General features: G+C 52.6%; 17 protein-coding genes. 8 read left to right on the top strand and 9 right to left on the bottom strand.

What is annotated here, in order from left to right; genetic code table 11:
- Window positions 1–11: 11 nt before the first annotated feature.
- Entirely contained in the window at window positions 12–1,718 is a 1,707-nt protein-coding gene (gene ligB, locus SGBXF1_RS23595; protein WP_420329909.1) for an NAD-dependent DNA ligase LigB, read from the top strand.
- Here ligB and SGBXF1_RS23590 read toward each other — a convergent pair.
- A complete protein-coding gene (locus tag SGBXF1_RS23590; protein WP_037421757.1) occupies window positions 1,693–2,310 on the bottom strand; it encodes a trimeric intracellular cation channel family protein in 618 nt (205 codons plus the stop codon). The two genes, ligB and SGBXF1_RS23590, sit on opposite strands and share 26 nt — an antisense overlap.
- Before the next feature lie 287 nt (window positions 2,311–2,597).
- On the opposite strand from SGBXF1_RS23590, the gene SGBXF1_RS23585 reads away from it, so the two are divergent.
- A complete protein-coding gene (locus tag SGBXF1_RS23585) occupies window positions 2,598–3,032 on the top strand; it encodes a DUF3574 domain-containing protein (protein WP_186427625.1) in 435 nt (144 codons plus the stop codon).
- A gap of 32 nt (window positions 3,033–3,064) precedes the next feature.
- Here SGBXF1_RS23585 and SGBXF1_RS23580 read toward each other — a convergent pair whose 3' ends face one another.
- Window positions 3,065–4,249, bottom strand: coding sequence for a NupC/NupG family nucleoside CNT transporter (locus SGBXF1_RS23580; protein ID WP_044554880.1), 1,185 nt, complete (start codon window positions 4,247–4,249; stop codon window positions 3,065–3,067).
- A 317-nt stretch (window positions 4,250–4,566) separates the two neighbouring features.
- Complete coding sequence (locus SGBXF1_RS23575; protein ID WP_037421751.1) at window positions 4,567–5,430, bottom strand: YicC/YloC family endoribonuclease; 864 nt, start codon at window positions 5,428–5,430, stop codon at window positions 4,567–4,569.
- A 126-nt stretch (window positions 5,431–5,556) separates the two neighbouring features.
- Here SGBXF1_RS23575 and rph point away from each other — a divergent pair, with 126 nt between their 5' ends.
- Window positions 5,557–6,273, top strand: a complete 717-nt coding sequence (gene rph / locus SGBXF1_RS23570; RefSeq protein WP_012147518.1) for a ribonuclease PH — start codon at window positions 5,557–5,559, stop codon at window positions 6,271–6,273.
- A 92-nt stretch (window positions 6,274–6,365) separates the two neighbouring features.
- Window positions 6,366–7,007 carry an orotate phosphoribosyltransferase gene (pyrE, locus tag SGBXF1_RS23565; RefSeq protein ID WP_037421748.1) on the top strand — a complete coding sequence of 214 codons (642 nt, stop codon included), beginning with the start codon at window positions 6,366–6,368 and terminating at the stop codon, window positions 7,005–7,007.
- 47 nt (window positions 7,008–7,054) lie between these two features.
- On the opposite strand, the gene slmA is transcribed toward pyrE, so the two are convergent.
- From slmA to coaBC, 3 genes are all read right to left on the bottom strand, one after another.
- A complete protein-coding gene (gene slmA, locus SGBXF1_RS23560; protein ID WP_037421744.1) occupies window positions 7,055–7,651 on the bottom strand; it encodes a nucleoid occlusion factor SlmA in 597 nt (198 codons plus the stop codon).
- 260 nt (window positions 7,652–7,911) lie between these two features.
- Entirely contained in the window at window positions 7,912–8,370 is a 459-nt protein-coding gene (dut, locus tag SGBXF1_RS23555) for a dUTP diphosphatase (RefSeq protein WP_037421741.1), read from the bottom strand.
- Window positions 8,348–9,565, bottom strand: coding sequence for a bifunctional phosphopantothenoylcysteine decarboxylase/phosphopantothenate--cysteine ligase CoaBC (gene coaBC / locus SGBXF1_RS23550; RefSeq protein WP_037421738.1), 1,218 nt, complete (start codon window positions 9,563–9,565; stop codon window positions 8,348–8,350). Before coaBC ends, dut begins: the two co-directional genes overlap by 23 nt.
- 179 nt (window positions 9,566–9,744) lie before the next feature.
- Between coaBC and radC the strand changes: the two genes are divergently transcribed.
- From radC to mutM, 4 genes are all read left to right on the top strand, one after another.
- The gene (gene radC / locus SGBXF1_RS23545; protein ID WP_130382882.1) at window positions 9,745–10,428 is read left to right on the top strand and encodes a RadC family protein; all 684 of its coding nucleotides are present in this window, start codon (window positions 9,745–9,747) and stop codon (window positions 10,426–10,428) included.
- A 263-nt stretch (window positions 10,429–10,691) separates the two neighbouring features.
- Window positions 10,692–10,928, top strand: coding sequence for a 50S ribosomal protein L28 (rpmB, locus tag SGBXF1_RS23540; RefSeq protein ID WP_004931195.1), 237 nt, complete (start codon window positions 10,692–10,694; stop codon window positions 10,926–10,928).
- 11 nt (window positions 10,929–10,939) lie between these two features.
- Window positions 10,940–11,107: a 50S ribosomal protein L33 gene (rpmG, locus tag SGBXF1_RS23535; RefSeq protein WP_004392084.1), complete on the top strand. Its 168-nt coding sequence runs from the start codon at window positions 10,940–10,942 to the stop codon at window positions 11,105–11,107.
- 159 nt (window positions 11,108–11,266) lie between these two features.
- Window positions 11,267–12,076 (top strand): bifunctional DNA-formamidopyrimidine glycosylase/DNA-(apurinic or apyrimidinic site) lyase, encoded by an 810-nt coding sequence (gene mutM / locus SGBXF1_RS23530; RefSeq protein WP_186427624.1) that lies wholly within the window; start codon window positions 11,267–11,269, stop codon window positions 12,074–12,076.
- On the opposite strand, the gene coaD is transcribed toward mutM, so the two are convergent.
- From coaD to waaA, 3 genes are read right to left on the bottom strand one after another with little or no spacing between them, the layout of a single operon-like run.
- A complete protein-coding gene (gene coaD, locus SGBXF1_RS23525) occupies window positions 12,077–12,562 on the bottom strand; it encodes a pantetheine-phosphate adenylyltransferase (RefSeq protein WP_037421730.1) in 486 nt (161 codons plus the stop codon).
- A gap of 3 nt (window positions 12,563–12,565) precedes the next feature.
- On the bottom strand, window positions 12,566–13,339 hold the full coding sequence (locus SGBXF1_RS23520; protein ID WP_037421727.1) for a glycosyltransferase family 2 protein: 774 nt from the start codon (window positions 13,337–13,339) through the stop codon (window positions 12,566–12,568).
- Window positions 13,340–14,617 (bottom strand): lipid IV(A) 3-deoxy-D-manno-octulosonic acid transferase, encoded by a 1,278-nt coding sequence (waaA, locus tag SGBXF1_RS23515; RefSeq protein ID WP_037421725.1) that lies wholly within the window; start codon window positions 14,615–14,617, stop codon window positions 13,340–13,342.
- Window positions 14,618–14,705: the final 88 nt, after the last annotated feature.

The following is a 14,705-nucleotide window of genomic DNA, read 5'->3' as shown; positions in this document are numbered from 1 at the left end:
TGCGTAGCGGAATGATCCTGTTATGCGGATTAATGTTCAGTAGGGTTCTGTGGGCGGAAAGTTGTCCCATGTGGCGGCCAGAGCGACTACAACTGGAGATTAGTACGCTAAAAAATCAGCTTGAGCGTTGGGATGTGGCGTATCACCAGCAGGGCAACAGTTTAGTTGAGGATGAGGTGTATGACGGCTTGCAGAAAAAACTGCAGATGTGGCAACGGTGTGCTGGGGCAGTGCCAGAAGATGAGTTCACCCCGCTTTTACCTCCAGGCAAGGTCCCACATCCCGTTGCGCATACCGGGTTGCGCAAACTGCCGGATTCTGTGGCTGTGGCCCAATGGTTAAACGGTCGTCGTGATCTCTGGATCCAGCCAAAGGTGGATGGCGTAGCAATTACGCTGGTTTATCGTGACGGCACCCTGGTTTCTGCTATCAGCAGAGGGAATGGGCTAAAGGGGGAGAACTGGCTGGAAAAAGTGCGTGCCATTCCGGCGGTGCCGACCAACGTTAATGGCGCACCGCAGACGTTGACGCTACAGGGGGAGTTGTTCCTGAAGGTGAACGGTCATCAACAAAAAATTCATGGTGGCATCAACGCGCGTTCCAAAGTGGCCGGGGCCCTGATGAAAAATACGCTGTCGCCAGTACTGCAGCAGATTGGTCTGTTTGTCTGGGCGTGGCCGGATGGCCCACAGGATATGGCACAGCGTTTTCGGCAACTTGCTGGAATGGGCTTTCCCCTTGCTTTGGCGTATTCGCAACCGGTGACATCATTGGCAGAAGTACAGCAATGGCGAGAGCATTGGTATCAAGCCGCTTTGCCTTTTGTCACTGATGGGGTGGTGATTCATCAAGCACGCTCACCGCAGGGCCGGTACTGGCAAGCGAGACCTGCTGATTGGGCTGTTGCCTGGAAATATCCCCCGGCGCAGCAGATCGCACGGGTCAAGGGCATCGATTTCAACGTGGGGCGTACCGGCAAAGTTGCTGTGATGCTGAGACTTGATCCCATCAGGTTGGATGATAAATGGGTTGCACGGGTTAACCTTGGTTCACTGATGCGTTGGCGGCAGTGGGAAGTTGTACCGGGTGATCAGGTGGCGATTAGCCTGATGGGACACGGCATTCCTCATCTGAGTAAGGTGGTCTGGCGGGGAACGGAAAGGTCAGTGCCCAACGCGCCATCTGCAGAGCATTATCATCCGCTGAGTTGTTTTAGTTGGCGACCGGATTGCCGTCAGCAGTTTCTTGCCCGTTTGGTGTGGCTGAGTGGTTCACAGGGATTAGGTTTTCGTGGCGTCAGCGAATCCACGTGGAGGGCGCTGATTGATCAGGGGCTTGTACGATATCTGTTAGATTGGCTGACGCTGACACCGGAGCAGTTGATGTCAACGCCTGGTATTGGCGATAAGCGTGGACAGCGTATTTACCGGCAATTTCAGCAGGCACGACAGCAGCCTTTCGCGCGTTGGCTGATTGCTTTAGGTGTACCACTGTCCTCGCAGCAAGCGATGGCGTTGAAAAACTGGCATCAGGCTCAGCAAATGCCCCCTGAGGCGTGGCGAAAAATGACCGGTATTGGTGAGAAAAGGGCGCAGCAGATTTCTGGTTTTCTCCGGCACCCACCACTGTTGGCATTGATCAGTACGCTGGAGTTCCTGGGAGTAAGCGGCTTTTCGCCAAGGATAACACCTGTTAGTGATCCGGATGCTGGTAGTTAAATACCGGCAGACCCAGACGAAAGCGCAGGGCGATCAACCGGGCACTGAGGCCGACGACCAGTGTGATGACCACTACCAGGTTGTGCGGCAGGCTGAAGTGTTGCAGTCCTATGTATAGCCAAGCGGCGGCAAAGGAGATACCGGCGTAGATTTCTTTCTGGAATACCAGTGGAATGCGATTACAGAGCATATCGCGGAGTACACCACCGAACACGCCGGTGATCACGGCGGCAATCGCAGCAATGATAGCGCCGTGGCCCATATCCAGAGCAACTTGCGCACCGATGATTGAGAACACAATCAGGCCAACGGCATCCAGCACCAGGAACAGACGACGCAGGTGCCGCATTAGCGGTGCCAACCAGGTGGTCACAATCGCCGCAATCGCAACGATAACGATATATTCAGGATGTTTCACCCATCCCAGTGGGAAATGACCGAGCAGCATATCGCGTACTGAACCGCCGCCGATTGCGGTGGCCGAAGCGATAATGATTACGCCAAACATATCCATTTGTCGGCGGCCAGCAGCCAATGCACCGGTCATGGCTTCGGCAGTGATGCCGATGATATAAAGAATGCTCAATAACATAAGGTATTCACAGAATGGGCGGGAATGAGTGTCATGGTGAAAGGGTAATCGCCGGCGGGGTATGCCGCTACTGAGTTTTTCTAACCGATGACATTTCGGATTACTTTAATTAATCCTTTTGTGGTTTGCTTTACTTGTTCAACGCCTTTCAACACCTTTATTTATTCGTGGAAGCATTAGGTATTTCGCGTTAGTTTCTGTTGCTAACTATGCTTCTTACATTCGTTCTACGCGCTGGCGATAGATTTCTGATAATGATGACATTCAATGAGGAACATAAAGATAAAATGAAAAAAACGCCCCTGCTGATGATGGTCGTAACTGCGTTCTTCATGTTGAACGGCTGTGTTGCTCCAGCTAAGAACAATACGCAGCAAACAATGGCAACCTGCCGTGTTGGCGATCCCATGACGCAGACTACGCTTTATTTTGGCCTGAATCGTCCGACAGGGCCGGTGATTAGCGCTACAGAGTGGCAGAGTTTTGTTGATCGGCAGGTGACGCCACGCTTTAAAGACGGGTTGTCGATATTTGACGCCAAAGGGCAATGGTTAGGTAATGACGGTAAGTTGGCCCGTGAGAACAGTAAAGCGCTGATGCTGATTCATGCGCAGGGTAAGGAAAGTGAAACCAATATTGAGATGCTACGGAGCAGCTATAAGCAACAGTTTGCGCAGGATTCCGTGATGCGCGTGGATGCGCCAGTGTGTGTTGCGTTCTGACTAAATCCCGGCCCGCAGGCCGGGATATTTGTTTACAGGACCAGCCCGGCGATTGCTGCTGAAAGCAGGCTAACGAGGGTTGAACCGTAAACCAGCTTCAGACCAAAACGAGACACTACGTTGCCTTGCCGCTCGTTAAGCCCTTTGATTGCACCTGCGACAATGCCGATAGAAGCAAAGTTGGCGAAGGACACCAGGAATACCGACAGGATGCCCAGGCCGCGTGGTGTTAGTTCTGTTGCAATTTTCTTCAGTTCAATCATTGCCACAAATTCATTGGCTACCAGCTTGGTCGCCATGATGCTGCCTGCCCGCAGCGCATCCGGCGCCGGGATGCCGATTAGCCAGGCTAGTGGATAGAATACATAACCCAGGATCTGCTGGAAGCTGATGCCAAATACGGCAGAGAAAAGGGCATTGACCGCAGAAATCAGCGCAATAAAACCGATCAGCATGGCAGCGATAATCATCGCGATTTTGAAGCCCGCCAAGATGTACTCGCCCAGCATTTCAAAGAAGCTCTGATCCTCATGCAGCTTGCTCAGTTTCAGTTCGGGTTCATCGTCCAACTGATAAGGGTTGATGATCGACAAGATGATAAAGGTGCTGAACATATTAAGTATCAACGCAGCTACCACGTATTGTGCATCGATCATCGACATGTAGGCACCCACGATGGACATAGATACCGTCGACATGGCAGTTGCTGCCATGGTGTACATGCGGCGAGGCGAAATATCGCCGATGATGCCTTTGTAGGCGATAAAGTTTTCCGACTGCCCAAGCACCAATGTGCTGACGGCGTTGAACGATTCTAGCTTGCCCATGCCGTTAACCTTGGACAGCAGGGTACCGACCAGACGGATAATCAGCGGTAGAATGCGGAAGTGCTGCAAAATACCTATTAGCGCAGAAATAAAGATAATCGGGCATAAAACACCCAGGAAGATAAACGCCAGTCCGTCCTTGCTCATGCCACCAAACACAAAATCGGAGCCCTGTGCAGCATAGGTCAGTAGTGTTTCAAAGAAACCGGCAACGTGTTTGATGACGCTAAGGCCGCTTTCTGAATGCAGGAAGAAATAGGCGAGTGCGCCTTCAATGACCAAAAGCTGAATAATATAACGTAGTCGAATTTTCTTGCGGTCATTACTGACCAGTAGTGCCAGGGCGATGATCACTACCAGGGCAAAAATAAATTGCAGAATTTGCGGCATAAAGAGTCCGTACGGCTAAACGGGCGGGAAAAATCACATTTAGCCACAGCTTGGCCCACCTTTCATTACCTTAGGTGATAATTGGAATAAAATACTTTCTGCTAGCGAGATAAGCTGCCAATCGCCTCCGGAGCCCTCTTTGTCACAGTTTTTCATAAACAAAGCCAATCCCCACGCCGGATACGGCGGTTTTTTCTTCGTGGTTCGCGATGTTTACTGACTTAACGACGATTGTATAAACGATGGGAATTCGTGATACCCAGAATATAGGCATAAAAAAGCCCGCTGATGCGGGCTTTAGCGAATGAATAAATCTATCACTCGATGTTCTGGATCTGTTCGCGCATCTGCTCGATCAACACTTTCAGCTCGATGGCTGAAGTGGTCACTTCGGCATTGATGGACTTGGATGCCAGCGTGTTGGATTCGCGGTTGAACTCCTGCATCATAAAGTCGAGGCGACGGCCCACGGCTTCTTTCTTCTTCAGGATGTTGTGCGTTTCTTTTACGTGGGCTTCCAGGCGATCCAGCTCTTCGGCGACGTCAATACGTTGCGCCATCAACACCAGTTCTTGTTCCAGACGGGTGTTTTCCAGTTGAACCTGAGCTTCTTCCAGCTTGCTGACCAGACGTTCACGCTGCCACTGCAAAATGTTTGGCATCTGGGCGCGTACCTTGACCACTTCGGCGCTGACGCCGTCCAAACGCTGTTCGATCAACGCTTTCAGTGCAGTACCTTCGCTTTCACGAGCAACGATGAAGTCATCCAGTGCGCCTTCCAGCGCTTGCATCAGCTGTGCACTGATGGCGTCCAGGTCCTGCTCTTGGGCGGACATAACGCCAGGCCAACGCAGTACGTCGATAGGGTCAATTTCCCCTTCGTCGCTCTGCATTTTTACCCAGTTGGCAGCTTCAACCAGTTGCTTAGCCAGTTTTTCGTTCAGGATCATTGAGCTTTGTGCGCTCGGATCCAGTTCGAAACGCAGGTTGCACTCCACCTTGCCACGGGTCAGGCGACCACGGATACGTTCGCGGATCACCGGCTCCAGACTGCGGAATTGTTCCGGCAGGCGGATGTAGGTTTCTAGATAGCGTTGGTTCACGGAACGCAGCTCCCAAGCTGCGCTGCCCCATTCACCCTTGATTTCACGCCGGGCGTAGGCGGTCATGCTGCGGATCATTGATGCGTACCCGTAATAGGAAAAGATGAACCGATTATAGCGTTGGACCTGCGGGCAGGATAGGCATTACGTCACGAAGCCCGTATAATGCGCAGCCAAACGTTGATTAGAAGCCGGAGAGAGCCCATGCGTCCTGCAGGCAGAGCACCACAACAAGTTCGCCCACTGACACTGACCCGTCACTATACCAAACACGCTGAAGGCTCAGTGCTGGTTGAGTTTGGCGATACCAAAGTTTTGTGCACCGCCACAGTAGAAGAGGGCGTTCCGCGCTTCCTGAAAGGTCAGGGTCAAGGCTGGATCACCGCTGAGTACGGTATGTTACCGCGCTCCACCCACAGCCGTAATGCCCGCGAAGCTGCCAAAGGCAAGCAAGGCGGCCGCACGCTGGAAATTCAGCGTTTGATCGCCCGTTCGCTGCGTGCGGCGGTTGATCTGAAGAAGCTCGGTGAGTTCACCATTACTCTTGACTGCGATGTCTTGCAGGCTGACGGCGGTACCCGTACTGCGTCTATTTCTGGTGCATGCGTTGCACTGGCAGACGCATTAAACGCGCTGGTGGCCAACGGCAAGCTGAAAGCTAACCCGATGAAAGGGCTGGTTGCTGCGGTCTCCGTTGGTATCGTTAACGGCGAAGCGCTGTGCGATTTGGAGTACGTCGAGGACTCCGCAGCAGAAACAGATATGAATGTAGTGATGATGGAAGATGGCCGCATGATCGAGGTGCAGGGCACCGCCGAGGGCGAGCCGTTCAGCCACGATGAGCTATTGGCGCTGTTGGCGCTGGCCCGAGGGGGCATCGATACCATCTTCCAGGCGCAGAAAGCGGCGCTGGCAGACTAATTATTAAGGCGACTCAAGGGTCGCCTTTTTTACGCCCGGCGATCGGGCGGCAGTATTAACAGATCTAACCGACCAGACGAGGAGAAGCAGTAATGAAAGCCTATCAGCGCCAGTTTATCGAGTTCGCGCTTAACAAGCAGGTATTGAAATTCGGCGAGTTCACCCTGAAATCCGGCCGCACCAGCCCGTATTTCTTTAATGCCGGCCTGTTTAATACCGGGCGTGATCTTGCGCTGTTAGGGCGTTTCTACGCCGAAGCATTGATTGATTCTGGCATCGAGTTTGATTTGCTGTTTGGCCCGGCCTACAAAGGCATTCCTATTGCCACGACCACGGCGGTTGCGCTGGCGGAACACCATGACCGTGATGTGCCTTACTGCTTTAATCGTAAAGAGGCCAAAACTCACGGTGAAGGGGGGACGCTGGTGGGCAGCCCGCTGCAGGGCCGTGTCATGTTGGTGGACGATGTGATCACTGCCGGCACGGCGATCCGTGAATCGATGGAAATCATTGGTGCAGGTGGCGCAACATTGGCCGGGGTACTGATCTCGCTTGACCGTCAAGAACGTGGCCGTGCGGATATCTCCGCTATTCAGGAAGTTGAGCGCGACTATCACTGCAAAGTGATTTCCATCGTGACGCTGAAGGATTTGATTGTTTATCTGGAAGAAAAACCGGAAATGGCAGATCACCTGGCGGCGGTGCGGGCCTATCGCGAGCAGTACGGGGTTTAAGCAAGTATCATTCAGCCGGGCGCGCCAAAACGCGCCCGGTTTGAATTTTATTGCAGCTGTGCCGCCAGTAGCGGCCAGCGTCCTTCGAACTCTTGTGTTGGGCGATAGCGGAATTCGGAGCGCACATAGCGTGACAGCATGCCTTCACAGAACGCCAGTAACTGGCTGGCCAACAGCGTTTCATCTACGATAAAACCTTTACCTTCCCGTAGCTTGCGTTCTTTCAGTACCTGACGCAGTTGTGCCTCAATGCGTTCAAACAGCTGGTTGATTCGCCCCTGCAGTCGATCCTGCTCAAACATAAGTGCGTGACCTGTCATGATACGCGTCAGGCCAGGGTTGCGTTCGGCGAATCCCAGTACCAGCAACAGAATCAGACGCAGGCGGTTAAAAGTCTCTTTTTCATCCTGCAGGATCAGGTTGATGCGCGTTATCAGGCTGTCTTCAATAAATTCGATCAGACTGTCGAACATCCGTGTCTTGCTTGGAAAGTGCCGGTAGAGCGCAGCTTCGGAGACTCCGACGTTAGCGGCAAGTTTAGCGGTGGTAATACGCTGGTTGCCGTCGCTGGATTCCAGCATCTGGGCTAATGCCTGCAGTATTTCCTCGCGCCGGTTCCTTTTGGTATTTTCTTTTTCTGCCATGTCTGATTAGACCCTTGCTAAAACTGCTTAGACTTTCGGAAACCCGGGCACCGGCCGTTACAGAGAGTTCTCTGTAGGGCTTATGTGATAGCTTTTTTACGATGCTGGGGTCAGCGGCCTTAACGACCTGTATTCTCCGTGCGCCCTGGTATGCGCTGTAATCGTTGTCGGCCAAACCTTGCCGTAGAGATGTCCTTCTCTCCGAGGTGGCAAGGTTTCAGGCGACGTTTCCTTGTCGGCACTTAGGTATCGGGCAGTGCTTATTGGCGACCGGAATGGCCAAAGCCACCTTCACCACGTTCACTGCTGTCGAACTCTTCAACCAGATTGAATTCGGCTTGTACAACAGGCACAAACACCATCTGTGCGATGCGTTCACCAGGTTCAATCGTGAAGGATTTTTGGCCACGGTTCCAGACAGAAACCATCAATTGGCCCTGGTAATCAGAGTCGATCAGGCCGACCAGATTGCCTAGTACCACACCGTGCTTATGACCTAAACCGGAACGCGGCAGGATCACCGCAGCCAGACCCGTGTCGGCGATGTGGATAGCCAAACCGGTAGGTAGCAACTTGGTTTCACCCGGAGCCAGTTCTTCGGCGTTGTCCAGGCAGGCACGCAGATCGAGGCCTGCGGAGCCTGGGGTTGCGTAGGTCGGCAAAGGGAAATCCTTTCCGATACGCGGGTCGAGGATTTTAACGTCGATTTTTTTCATCATAACGGCTGACTATCTCGTCTATTAAACGTTGGCCAAGGAGTGCTTTGTCGCTCAGCGCCAGGCGCTTTTCTCCATCCTGCCAAAAAAGGTGCAAGGCATTGGTGTCGCTGTTAAACCCATGCTCTGCAAGCGATACATCATTAGCGCAAATTAAATCCAGTTTCTTACGCGCCAGTTTTTGTCGCGCGTATTCTTCCACATTCTGGGTTTCGGCGGCAAACCCCACGACAAAGGGACGTTTTTTCGTCATCGCTGCGACGCCTGCAACGATATCGGGGTTTTTTACCATTTTGAGGATGATTTCATCACCCTGTTTTTTTATTTTTTCATCGGAAATCTGTTCGGCACGGTAATCGGCCACGGCCGCACAGGAAATAAAAATATCCTGTTGGGCGGCGCGTTGCTGCACAGCGTGTTCCATTTCCAACGCGCTGATGACATCTACCCGAGTGACATGTGGTGGCGTCGGTTGGTTCACCGGTCCGGCAATCAACGTGACTTGCGCGCCACGTGCTGCGGCGGCACGAGCTATGGCAAAACCCATTTTACCGGAGCTGTGGTTGCTGATAAAACGTACCGGGTCCAGCGCTTCACGTGTTGGACCGGCGGTGAGCATAATCTTCAAATGTTGCAGATCTTGCGGTGCGGAGAAATGATTGTTTGCCAGTTCAACGATATCCAGCGGATCAATCATGCGGCCCGGGCCGACGTCGCCACAGGCTTGGCTACCGCTATCCGGCCCCCACAGCAGCATACCGCGTGCCTGCAGTGTTTGCAGGTTGGCCTGGGTGGCGACGGCGCGGTACATCTGTTGGTTCATGGCAGGCGCAGCGGCGATCGGCGCTGCGGTGGCCAGGCAAACCGTCGTCAGCAGATCGTTGGCCATGCCAGCGGCGACACGCGCCAGCAGGTCGGCGGTGGCCGGGGCCAGTATGACCAGGTCCGCCCATTTACCGAGCTCGATATGGCCCATCGCGGCTTCGGCTGCGGGATCCAACAGATCATCTGAGACCGGGTAGCCGGATACGGCCTGCAGCGTCAGCGGCGTAATAAAGGCTTTCGCTGCATTGGTCATTATCACACGCACTTCCGCGCCTCTGTCACGCAGGCGGCGTACCAGTTCTGGGCATTTGTAAGCGGCGATACCGCCACTGATACCCAGTACAATATGTTTGCCGGAGAGTCCCGTCATCATGATTGTCCGATTGAATCCGAAAGATGTGCCATTTTAGCATAACCGCCAGATGGGTGATCGATTCCGCTGTATCTGCACCCCGTTACATCATGCATTGCGCAGCACTTCGCAATGTTATCAAGCACCTGTCGTCGGCTCCTTTGTCACATGGCATGCTGTGGCGTTTTCGGGAGACGATGATGAGCAGTCAGGTAATCACCTTGTGGCCGGATACGCTGGCGCCACGGGAAAAATTGTTGCGCTACGGTGCGTCGGCATTGTCCGATGCGGAGTTGTTGGCCATTTTTTTACGTACGGGTTTTCCTGGCGTGCATGTTATGCAGTTGGCGGAAGAGCTACTAGTGCAGTTTGGCTCGCTTTATCATCTGATGTCAGCGGATCATTCGGTTTTCTGTAGTTACAAGGGGTTGGGTAATGCCAGCTATGCCCAACTACAGGCCATTTCCGAGTTGGCGTTCCGCTTCTTTTCCAGCCATCTGGCAAAGGAAAATGCCATGCTGAATCCCAAAATGACCCAGCATTATTTGCAAAGTCTGCTGGCCCACCATGAGCGAGAAGTGTTTTTGGTATTGTTTTTAGACAATCAGCACCGTGTTATTCGCCATCAGGAGATGTTTGCTGGTACCATCAGCAGCGTTGTCGTATACCCGAGAGAAATTGTGCGCGAAGCGTTGAAGGCTAATGCGGCCGCCATTATTCTGGCGCATAATCATCCTTCGGGTAAGGCTGAACCCAGTCATGCCGACCGTCTAATAACAGAGCAAGTGGTTAATGCCTGCCTGTTATTGGAGATCCGAGTGCTCGATCATTTGGTGATAGGTCGGGGTGAATGCGTCTCTTTTGCCGAGCGCGGATGGCTTTAAGCGATTTTTTCGCGATCCTTGTGGGATCTTTAGCTGTTCGGGACTTGAGCACTTACGCTTCAGAGCGTATACTACGCCACCTTTGAGAATCTTGGGTTTGGCGTAAGAGCCTATCTCAGCAGGTTTCTAACCTGATGTGTGGTTTCTGACCTGATGACGAGAGTCTCCTCAGTATGAAGTTTGCTGAGATGGGCTCTAAAAGCCTGACGAGGCGGCCATACCCTATACGAAGCTCGAGCTGATTTGATTTTTGGAGAATAGACATGTCCCGAGTCTGCCAAGTTACTGGCAAGCGCCCGGTGAGCGGTAACAACCGTTCCCACGCAATGAACGCGACCAAACGCCGTTTTCTGCCGAACCTGCACTCACACCGTTTTTGGGTTGAGGCTGAGAAGCGCTTTGTAACGCTGCGTGTATCTGCTAAAGGTATGCGTGTTATCGATAAGAAGGGTATTGAGACGGTCTTGGCCGATCTGCGTGCCCGTGGTGAGAAGTATTAAGGAACTGCATCATGGCTAAAGGTGTTCGCGAGAAGATCAAGCTGGTTTCTTCTGCTGGTACTGGTCACTTCTATACCACCACGAAGAACAAGCGTACTAAGCCGGAAAAATTGGAACTGAAGAAATTCGATCCAGTTGTCCGCCAGCACGTGATCTACAAAGAAGCTAAAATTAAATAATTTTAGTGGATTAATAAAAACCCGGCCTTGGCCGGGTTTTTTGCGTTATAAGGGATACCCATCGCCTGTCACTCACATGAATGCACTACAGGGGATGTAAAGATGCATAGGCTTTGCAGCTTGGAATCATAGGGTAGAGAAAGCAAAGGGGAGCGTGGAATGCCTGAATTACCAGAAGTTGAAACCAGCCGTCGCGGTATTGAACCTTATCTTGTCGGTCATAGCATTCAATATGCCGTGGTGCGCAATGCACGTCTGCGCTGGCCCGTTTCCGAACAAATTCTGACGCTGAGCGACCAGCCAGTATTGAGCGTGCAGCGTCGCGCCAAGTATCTTCTGATTGAACTGGCGAGCGGCTGGATTATCGTTCATCTGGGAATGTCTGGCAGTTTGCGCATGTTGGCCGAAGAGACAGAGGCCGGTAAACACGACCACGTTGATCTGGTTATCAGCAATGGTATGACGCTGCGTTATACCGATCCGCGCCGCTTTGGTGCCTGGTTATGGTGTGACGATCTGGCGACAAGCAACGTGCTGGACCACCTTGGACCGGAACCTTTGAGTGAAGCTTTTAATGGCGCCTACCTGTTCGAGAAATCTCGCAACAAGCGTACGCTAATCAAACCCTGGCTAATGGATAATAAGCTGGTGGTGGGGGTTGGCAATATCTACGCCAGTGAATCGCTGTTTACCGCCAGGATCCTCCCAGACCGCCCCGCAGGCTCGTTGAGCAAAGTGGAGGCTGACGTGCTGGTGGAAACCATTAAGGCTGTTTTACTGCGTTCTATCGAGCAGGGGGGCACGACACTACGTGATTTTCTGCAATCAGACGGCAAGCCAGGCTATTTCGCGCAGGAATTGCAGGTATATGGTCGGGCTGGTGAACCTTGCCGTGTATGTGGTACCCCAATTAAGTCAGCCAAGCACGGGCAACGCAGTACTTTCTTCTGCCCACGCTGCCAGCGTTGATTATTGTTTGGCGAGTTTTTCGAATAATGCCTGAGTGACCACGTCTGGTAGGAAAGGGGCGATATCACCGCCGTGACGCGCCACTTCTTTTACCAGAGAAGAAGAGATAAACGACCACTCTTCGGAAGGCATCAGGAATACACTTTCCAGTGTTGGCATCAAATGGCGGTTCATATTTGCCAACTGCAACTCATATTCAAAGTCAGAGACTGCACGCAGGCCGCGAACCAGAATATTGGCATTCTGATGAGCGGCGAAATGCGCCATCAGTTCACTGAACCCCAATACTTCCACATTATCCAGATGTGATGTCACTTGAGTGGCTAAGTCTACGCGCTCTTCCAGCGTGAACAGCGGCTTTTTACTCGGACTGGCAGCAATTGCCAGGATGACGTGATCAAATATTTTTGACGCACGCGTCACCAAATCCAGGTGGCCGTTGGTCATGGGATCGAAAGTACCGGGGTAGATGGCTTTACGGGTCATGATTCACTTCTCTGAATAGTTGTGGCCCAATGCCCAGAGTGCGGCATATTTGTTGAAAGTATATTGCGCGTTGACCACCGCTAACAGCAACCCCTGTTTTCCGTCCAGGAAACCAGCCCGCAGTAGCCATGTTTTGCAAAACGCACCCAGAGTGTGGGTTATTATCGAAAGATAGCTGCATCGCTTGCCGGCCTGATAGCGCTGATTGGCCCATTCTTCGGCATAACGCAGTTGTTTACGCTGAAAGGCAAAGAAATCACGACAGGTCAGGTGCAGTAGATCACCGCTTAGCGGCACTACTTTCGCCCCGTTGATATTAAGTGATTCGTGTACCAGATCGTCGTTATAGCGATAGCGTTGGTTGGCATACAGACGATTGACACGATCGGGGTACCAGCCGCTGTGGCGCATAAAACGGCCGAGAAACAGGTTACGGCGCGCGCAACTGTAGACCTGATTATCGTCCGGTGCAGCGAGTATTTGTTCAATGGAGTGGCGAAGTTCGGGTGTGACACGCTCATCAGCGTCGATCATCAGAATATAGTCGTTGCTGGCGTAACTCTGTGCCAGCTGGCGCTGTTTACCGAAACCTTGCCAGTCGGCATGAGTGAACACTTTGGCACCCAGATCTTCGGCAATGGCGACACTGTTATCTTCGCTACCTGAGTCGAGCAGGATGATTTCATCCGCCCAGGCTACGGAGCGAAGACAATCTGGCAGCAGCCCGGCTTCGTTCTTGGCGATAATCACCACCGACAGGCTTTTGCGGTTGCTCATTTAATGGCTCCGTGGCGGCAGGTGCGGTTCCAACAGTTGCAGCAGGCGCTGCAGCGCTCCCTGATTTTGATACAGCACTTCTACTGCGTGACGGCCGTAATAGCGACGATAGTCTTCGTCGGTAAGTAGCGTAGTCACTTCTTTGACCAGCGATTCTTCGTCGGTCACGGTGATTAATCCACCGGCTTGCGACAGTTTGGCGCAGATATCTTTGAAATTGAATGTGTGAGGACCCATCAGCACAGGGATGGCGTGTGCTGCGGCTTCCAGTGGGTTATGCCCACCGCGTTCCACCAGGCTGCCTCCAACAAAGGCCAGATCGGCAATGCCGTACAGCAGCATCAGTTCGCCCATGGTATCGCCAATCACCACTTGGGTGCCGCCGGAAGGGATCTCACCGCTGCTGCGCAGGGTGTAACTGAAACCGGCTTTTTGTACCAGTTCTTTGGCTGTCGAGAAGCGTTCTGGATGACGGGGTACCAGAATGAGCAGCAAGTCAGGATGTTTTTCCAGCAGTTTACGGTGCGCAGCCAGCAGAATACTTTCTTCACCATCATGGGTGCTTGTGGCGATCCACACTGGACGACGCGGTGCCCATTGACGGCGCAACGTGACGGCTCGTGCTGCCAGCTCTGGAGTAACGGAAATATCGAACTTCAGGCTACCTGTCACGGTAAGTTGTGAGCGCTTAAGGCCAAGTTCAACAAAGCGTTCACCGTCTTCTTGGTTTTGTGCGGCTATCAGTGTAATGCGGCGCAGCATATCACGGACAAAACCGCCGATTTTTTTATAACCGGTGGCAGAACGGGCGGAAAGACGAGCATTGGCGATCACCAAAGGAATTTGACGCTGATGTAGTGCGTTAATCAGATTGGGCCACAACTCGGTTTCCATAATGATGACCAGTTTTGGATTCACTTGATCCAAGAAGCGGCGCATAGAACCGGGCAGATCGTAAGGCAGATAAACATGATGAACGTCTTTACCAAAGGCTGATTGCACGCGTTCTGAACCTGTCGGCGTCATCGTGGTCACAGTAATCGGTAAATAAGGGTAGCGGTGGCGGAGCGCGCGGACCAATGGAATAGCGGCCAGCGTTTCACCCACGGAGACGGAATGTAGCATGATGCCACCCGGAACGACCTTCCCGGCGCAGAAGCCATAGCGTTCTGCCCAGCGTTTACGGTAGGCTGGAGCTTTGCGGCTGCGCAACAGTAAGCGAAGCCAGATCAGGGGTTGGATGAGGTAGAGTAGTACCTGATATAAACGCAGCAACATTCTATCAATTTCATTTATATGGGTTATTCAGAATAGTACCATAACTGGAAGGGAAAGGCGCTAATTTGGTAACCTTTGGTGTCAGTTT

This window comes from Serratia grimesii, assembly GCF_900186025.1.
Taxonomy (GTDB): domain Bacteria; phylum Pseudomonadota; class Gammaproteobacteria; order Enterobacterales; family Enterobacteriaceae; genus Serratia; species Serratia grimesii.
The sequence above is the reverse complement of the archived record's forward strand: the minus strand, read 5'-3'. Positions and strand labels throughout refer to the sequence as shown.

What these genes read in the sequence shown, in the direction of transcription:
- rph (WP_012147518.1), top strand. Translation starts at nt 5,557, where the DNA reads ATGCGTCCTGCAGGCAGAGCACCACAACAAGTTCGCCCACTGACACTG.
- waaA (WP_037421725.1), bottom strand. Translation starts at nt 14,617, where the DNA reads ATGTTGCTGCGTTTATATCAGGTACTACTCTACCTCATCCAACCCCTG.
- radC (WP_130382882.1), top strand. Translation starts at nt 9,745, where the DNA reads ATGAGCAGTCAGGTAATCACCTTGTGGCCGGATACGCTGGCGCCACGG.
- rpmG (WP_004392084.1), top strand. Translation starts at nt 10,940, where the DNA reads ATGGCTAAAGGTGTTCGCGAGAAGATCAAGCTGGTTTCTTCTGCTGGT.
- SGBXF1_RS23575 (WP_037421751.1), bottom strand. Translation starts at nt 5,430, where the DNA reads ATGATCCGCAGCATGACCGCCTACGCCCGGCGTGAAATCAAGGGTGAA.
- coaD (WP_037421730.1), bottom strand. Translation starts at nt 12,562, where the DNA reads ATGACCCGTAAAGCCATCTACCCCGGTACTTTCGATCCCATGACCAAC.
- SGBXF1_RS23580 (WP_044554880.1), bottom strand. Translation starts at nt 4,249, where the DNA reads ATGCCGCAAATTCTGCAATTTATTTTTGCCCTGGTAGTGATCATCGCC.
- slmA (WP_037421744.1), bottom strand. Translation starts at nt 7,651, where the DNA reads ATGGCAGAAAAAGAAAATACCAAAAGGAACCGGCGCGAGGAAATACTG.
- rpmB (WP_004931195.1), top strand. Translation starts at nt 10,692, where the DNA reads ATGTCCCGAGTCTGCCAAGTTACTGGCAAGCGCCCGGTGAGCGGTAAC.
- mutM (WP_186427624.1), top strand. Translation starts at nt 11,267, where the DNA reads ATGCCTGAATTACCAGAAGTTGAAACCAGCCGTCGCGGTATTGAACCT.
- pyrE (WP_037421748.1), top strand. Translation starts at nt 6,366, where the DNA reads ATGAAAGCCTATCAGCGCCAGTTTATCGAGTTCGCGCTTAACAAGCAG.
- SGBXF1_RS23520 (WP_037421727.1), bottom strand. Translation starts at nt 13,339, where the DNA reads ATGAGCAACCGCAAAAGCCTGTCGGTGGTGATTATCGCCAAGAACGAA.
- dut (WP_037421741.1), bottom strand. Translation starts at nt 8,370, where the DNA reads ATGATGAAAAAAATCGACGTTAAAATCCTCGACCCGCGTATCGGAAAG.
- SGBXF1_RS23585 (WP_186427625.1), top strand. Translation starts at nt 2,598, where the DNA reads ATGAAAAAAACGCCCCTGCTGATGATGGTCGTAACTGCGTTCTTCATG.
- ligB (WP_420329909.1), top strand. Translation starts at nt 12, where the DNA reads ATGATCCTGTTATGCGGATTAATGTTCAGTAGGGTTCTGTGGGCGGAA.
- SGBXF1_RS23590 (WP_037421757.1), bottom strand. Translation starts at nt 2,310, where the DNA reads ATGTTATTGAGCATTCTTTATATCATCGGCATCACTGCCGAAGCCATG.
- coaBC (WP_037421738.1), bottom strand. Translation starts at nt 9,565, where the DNA reads ATGATGACGGGACTCTCCGGCAAACATATTGTACTGGGTATCAGTGGC.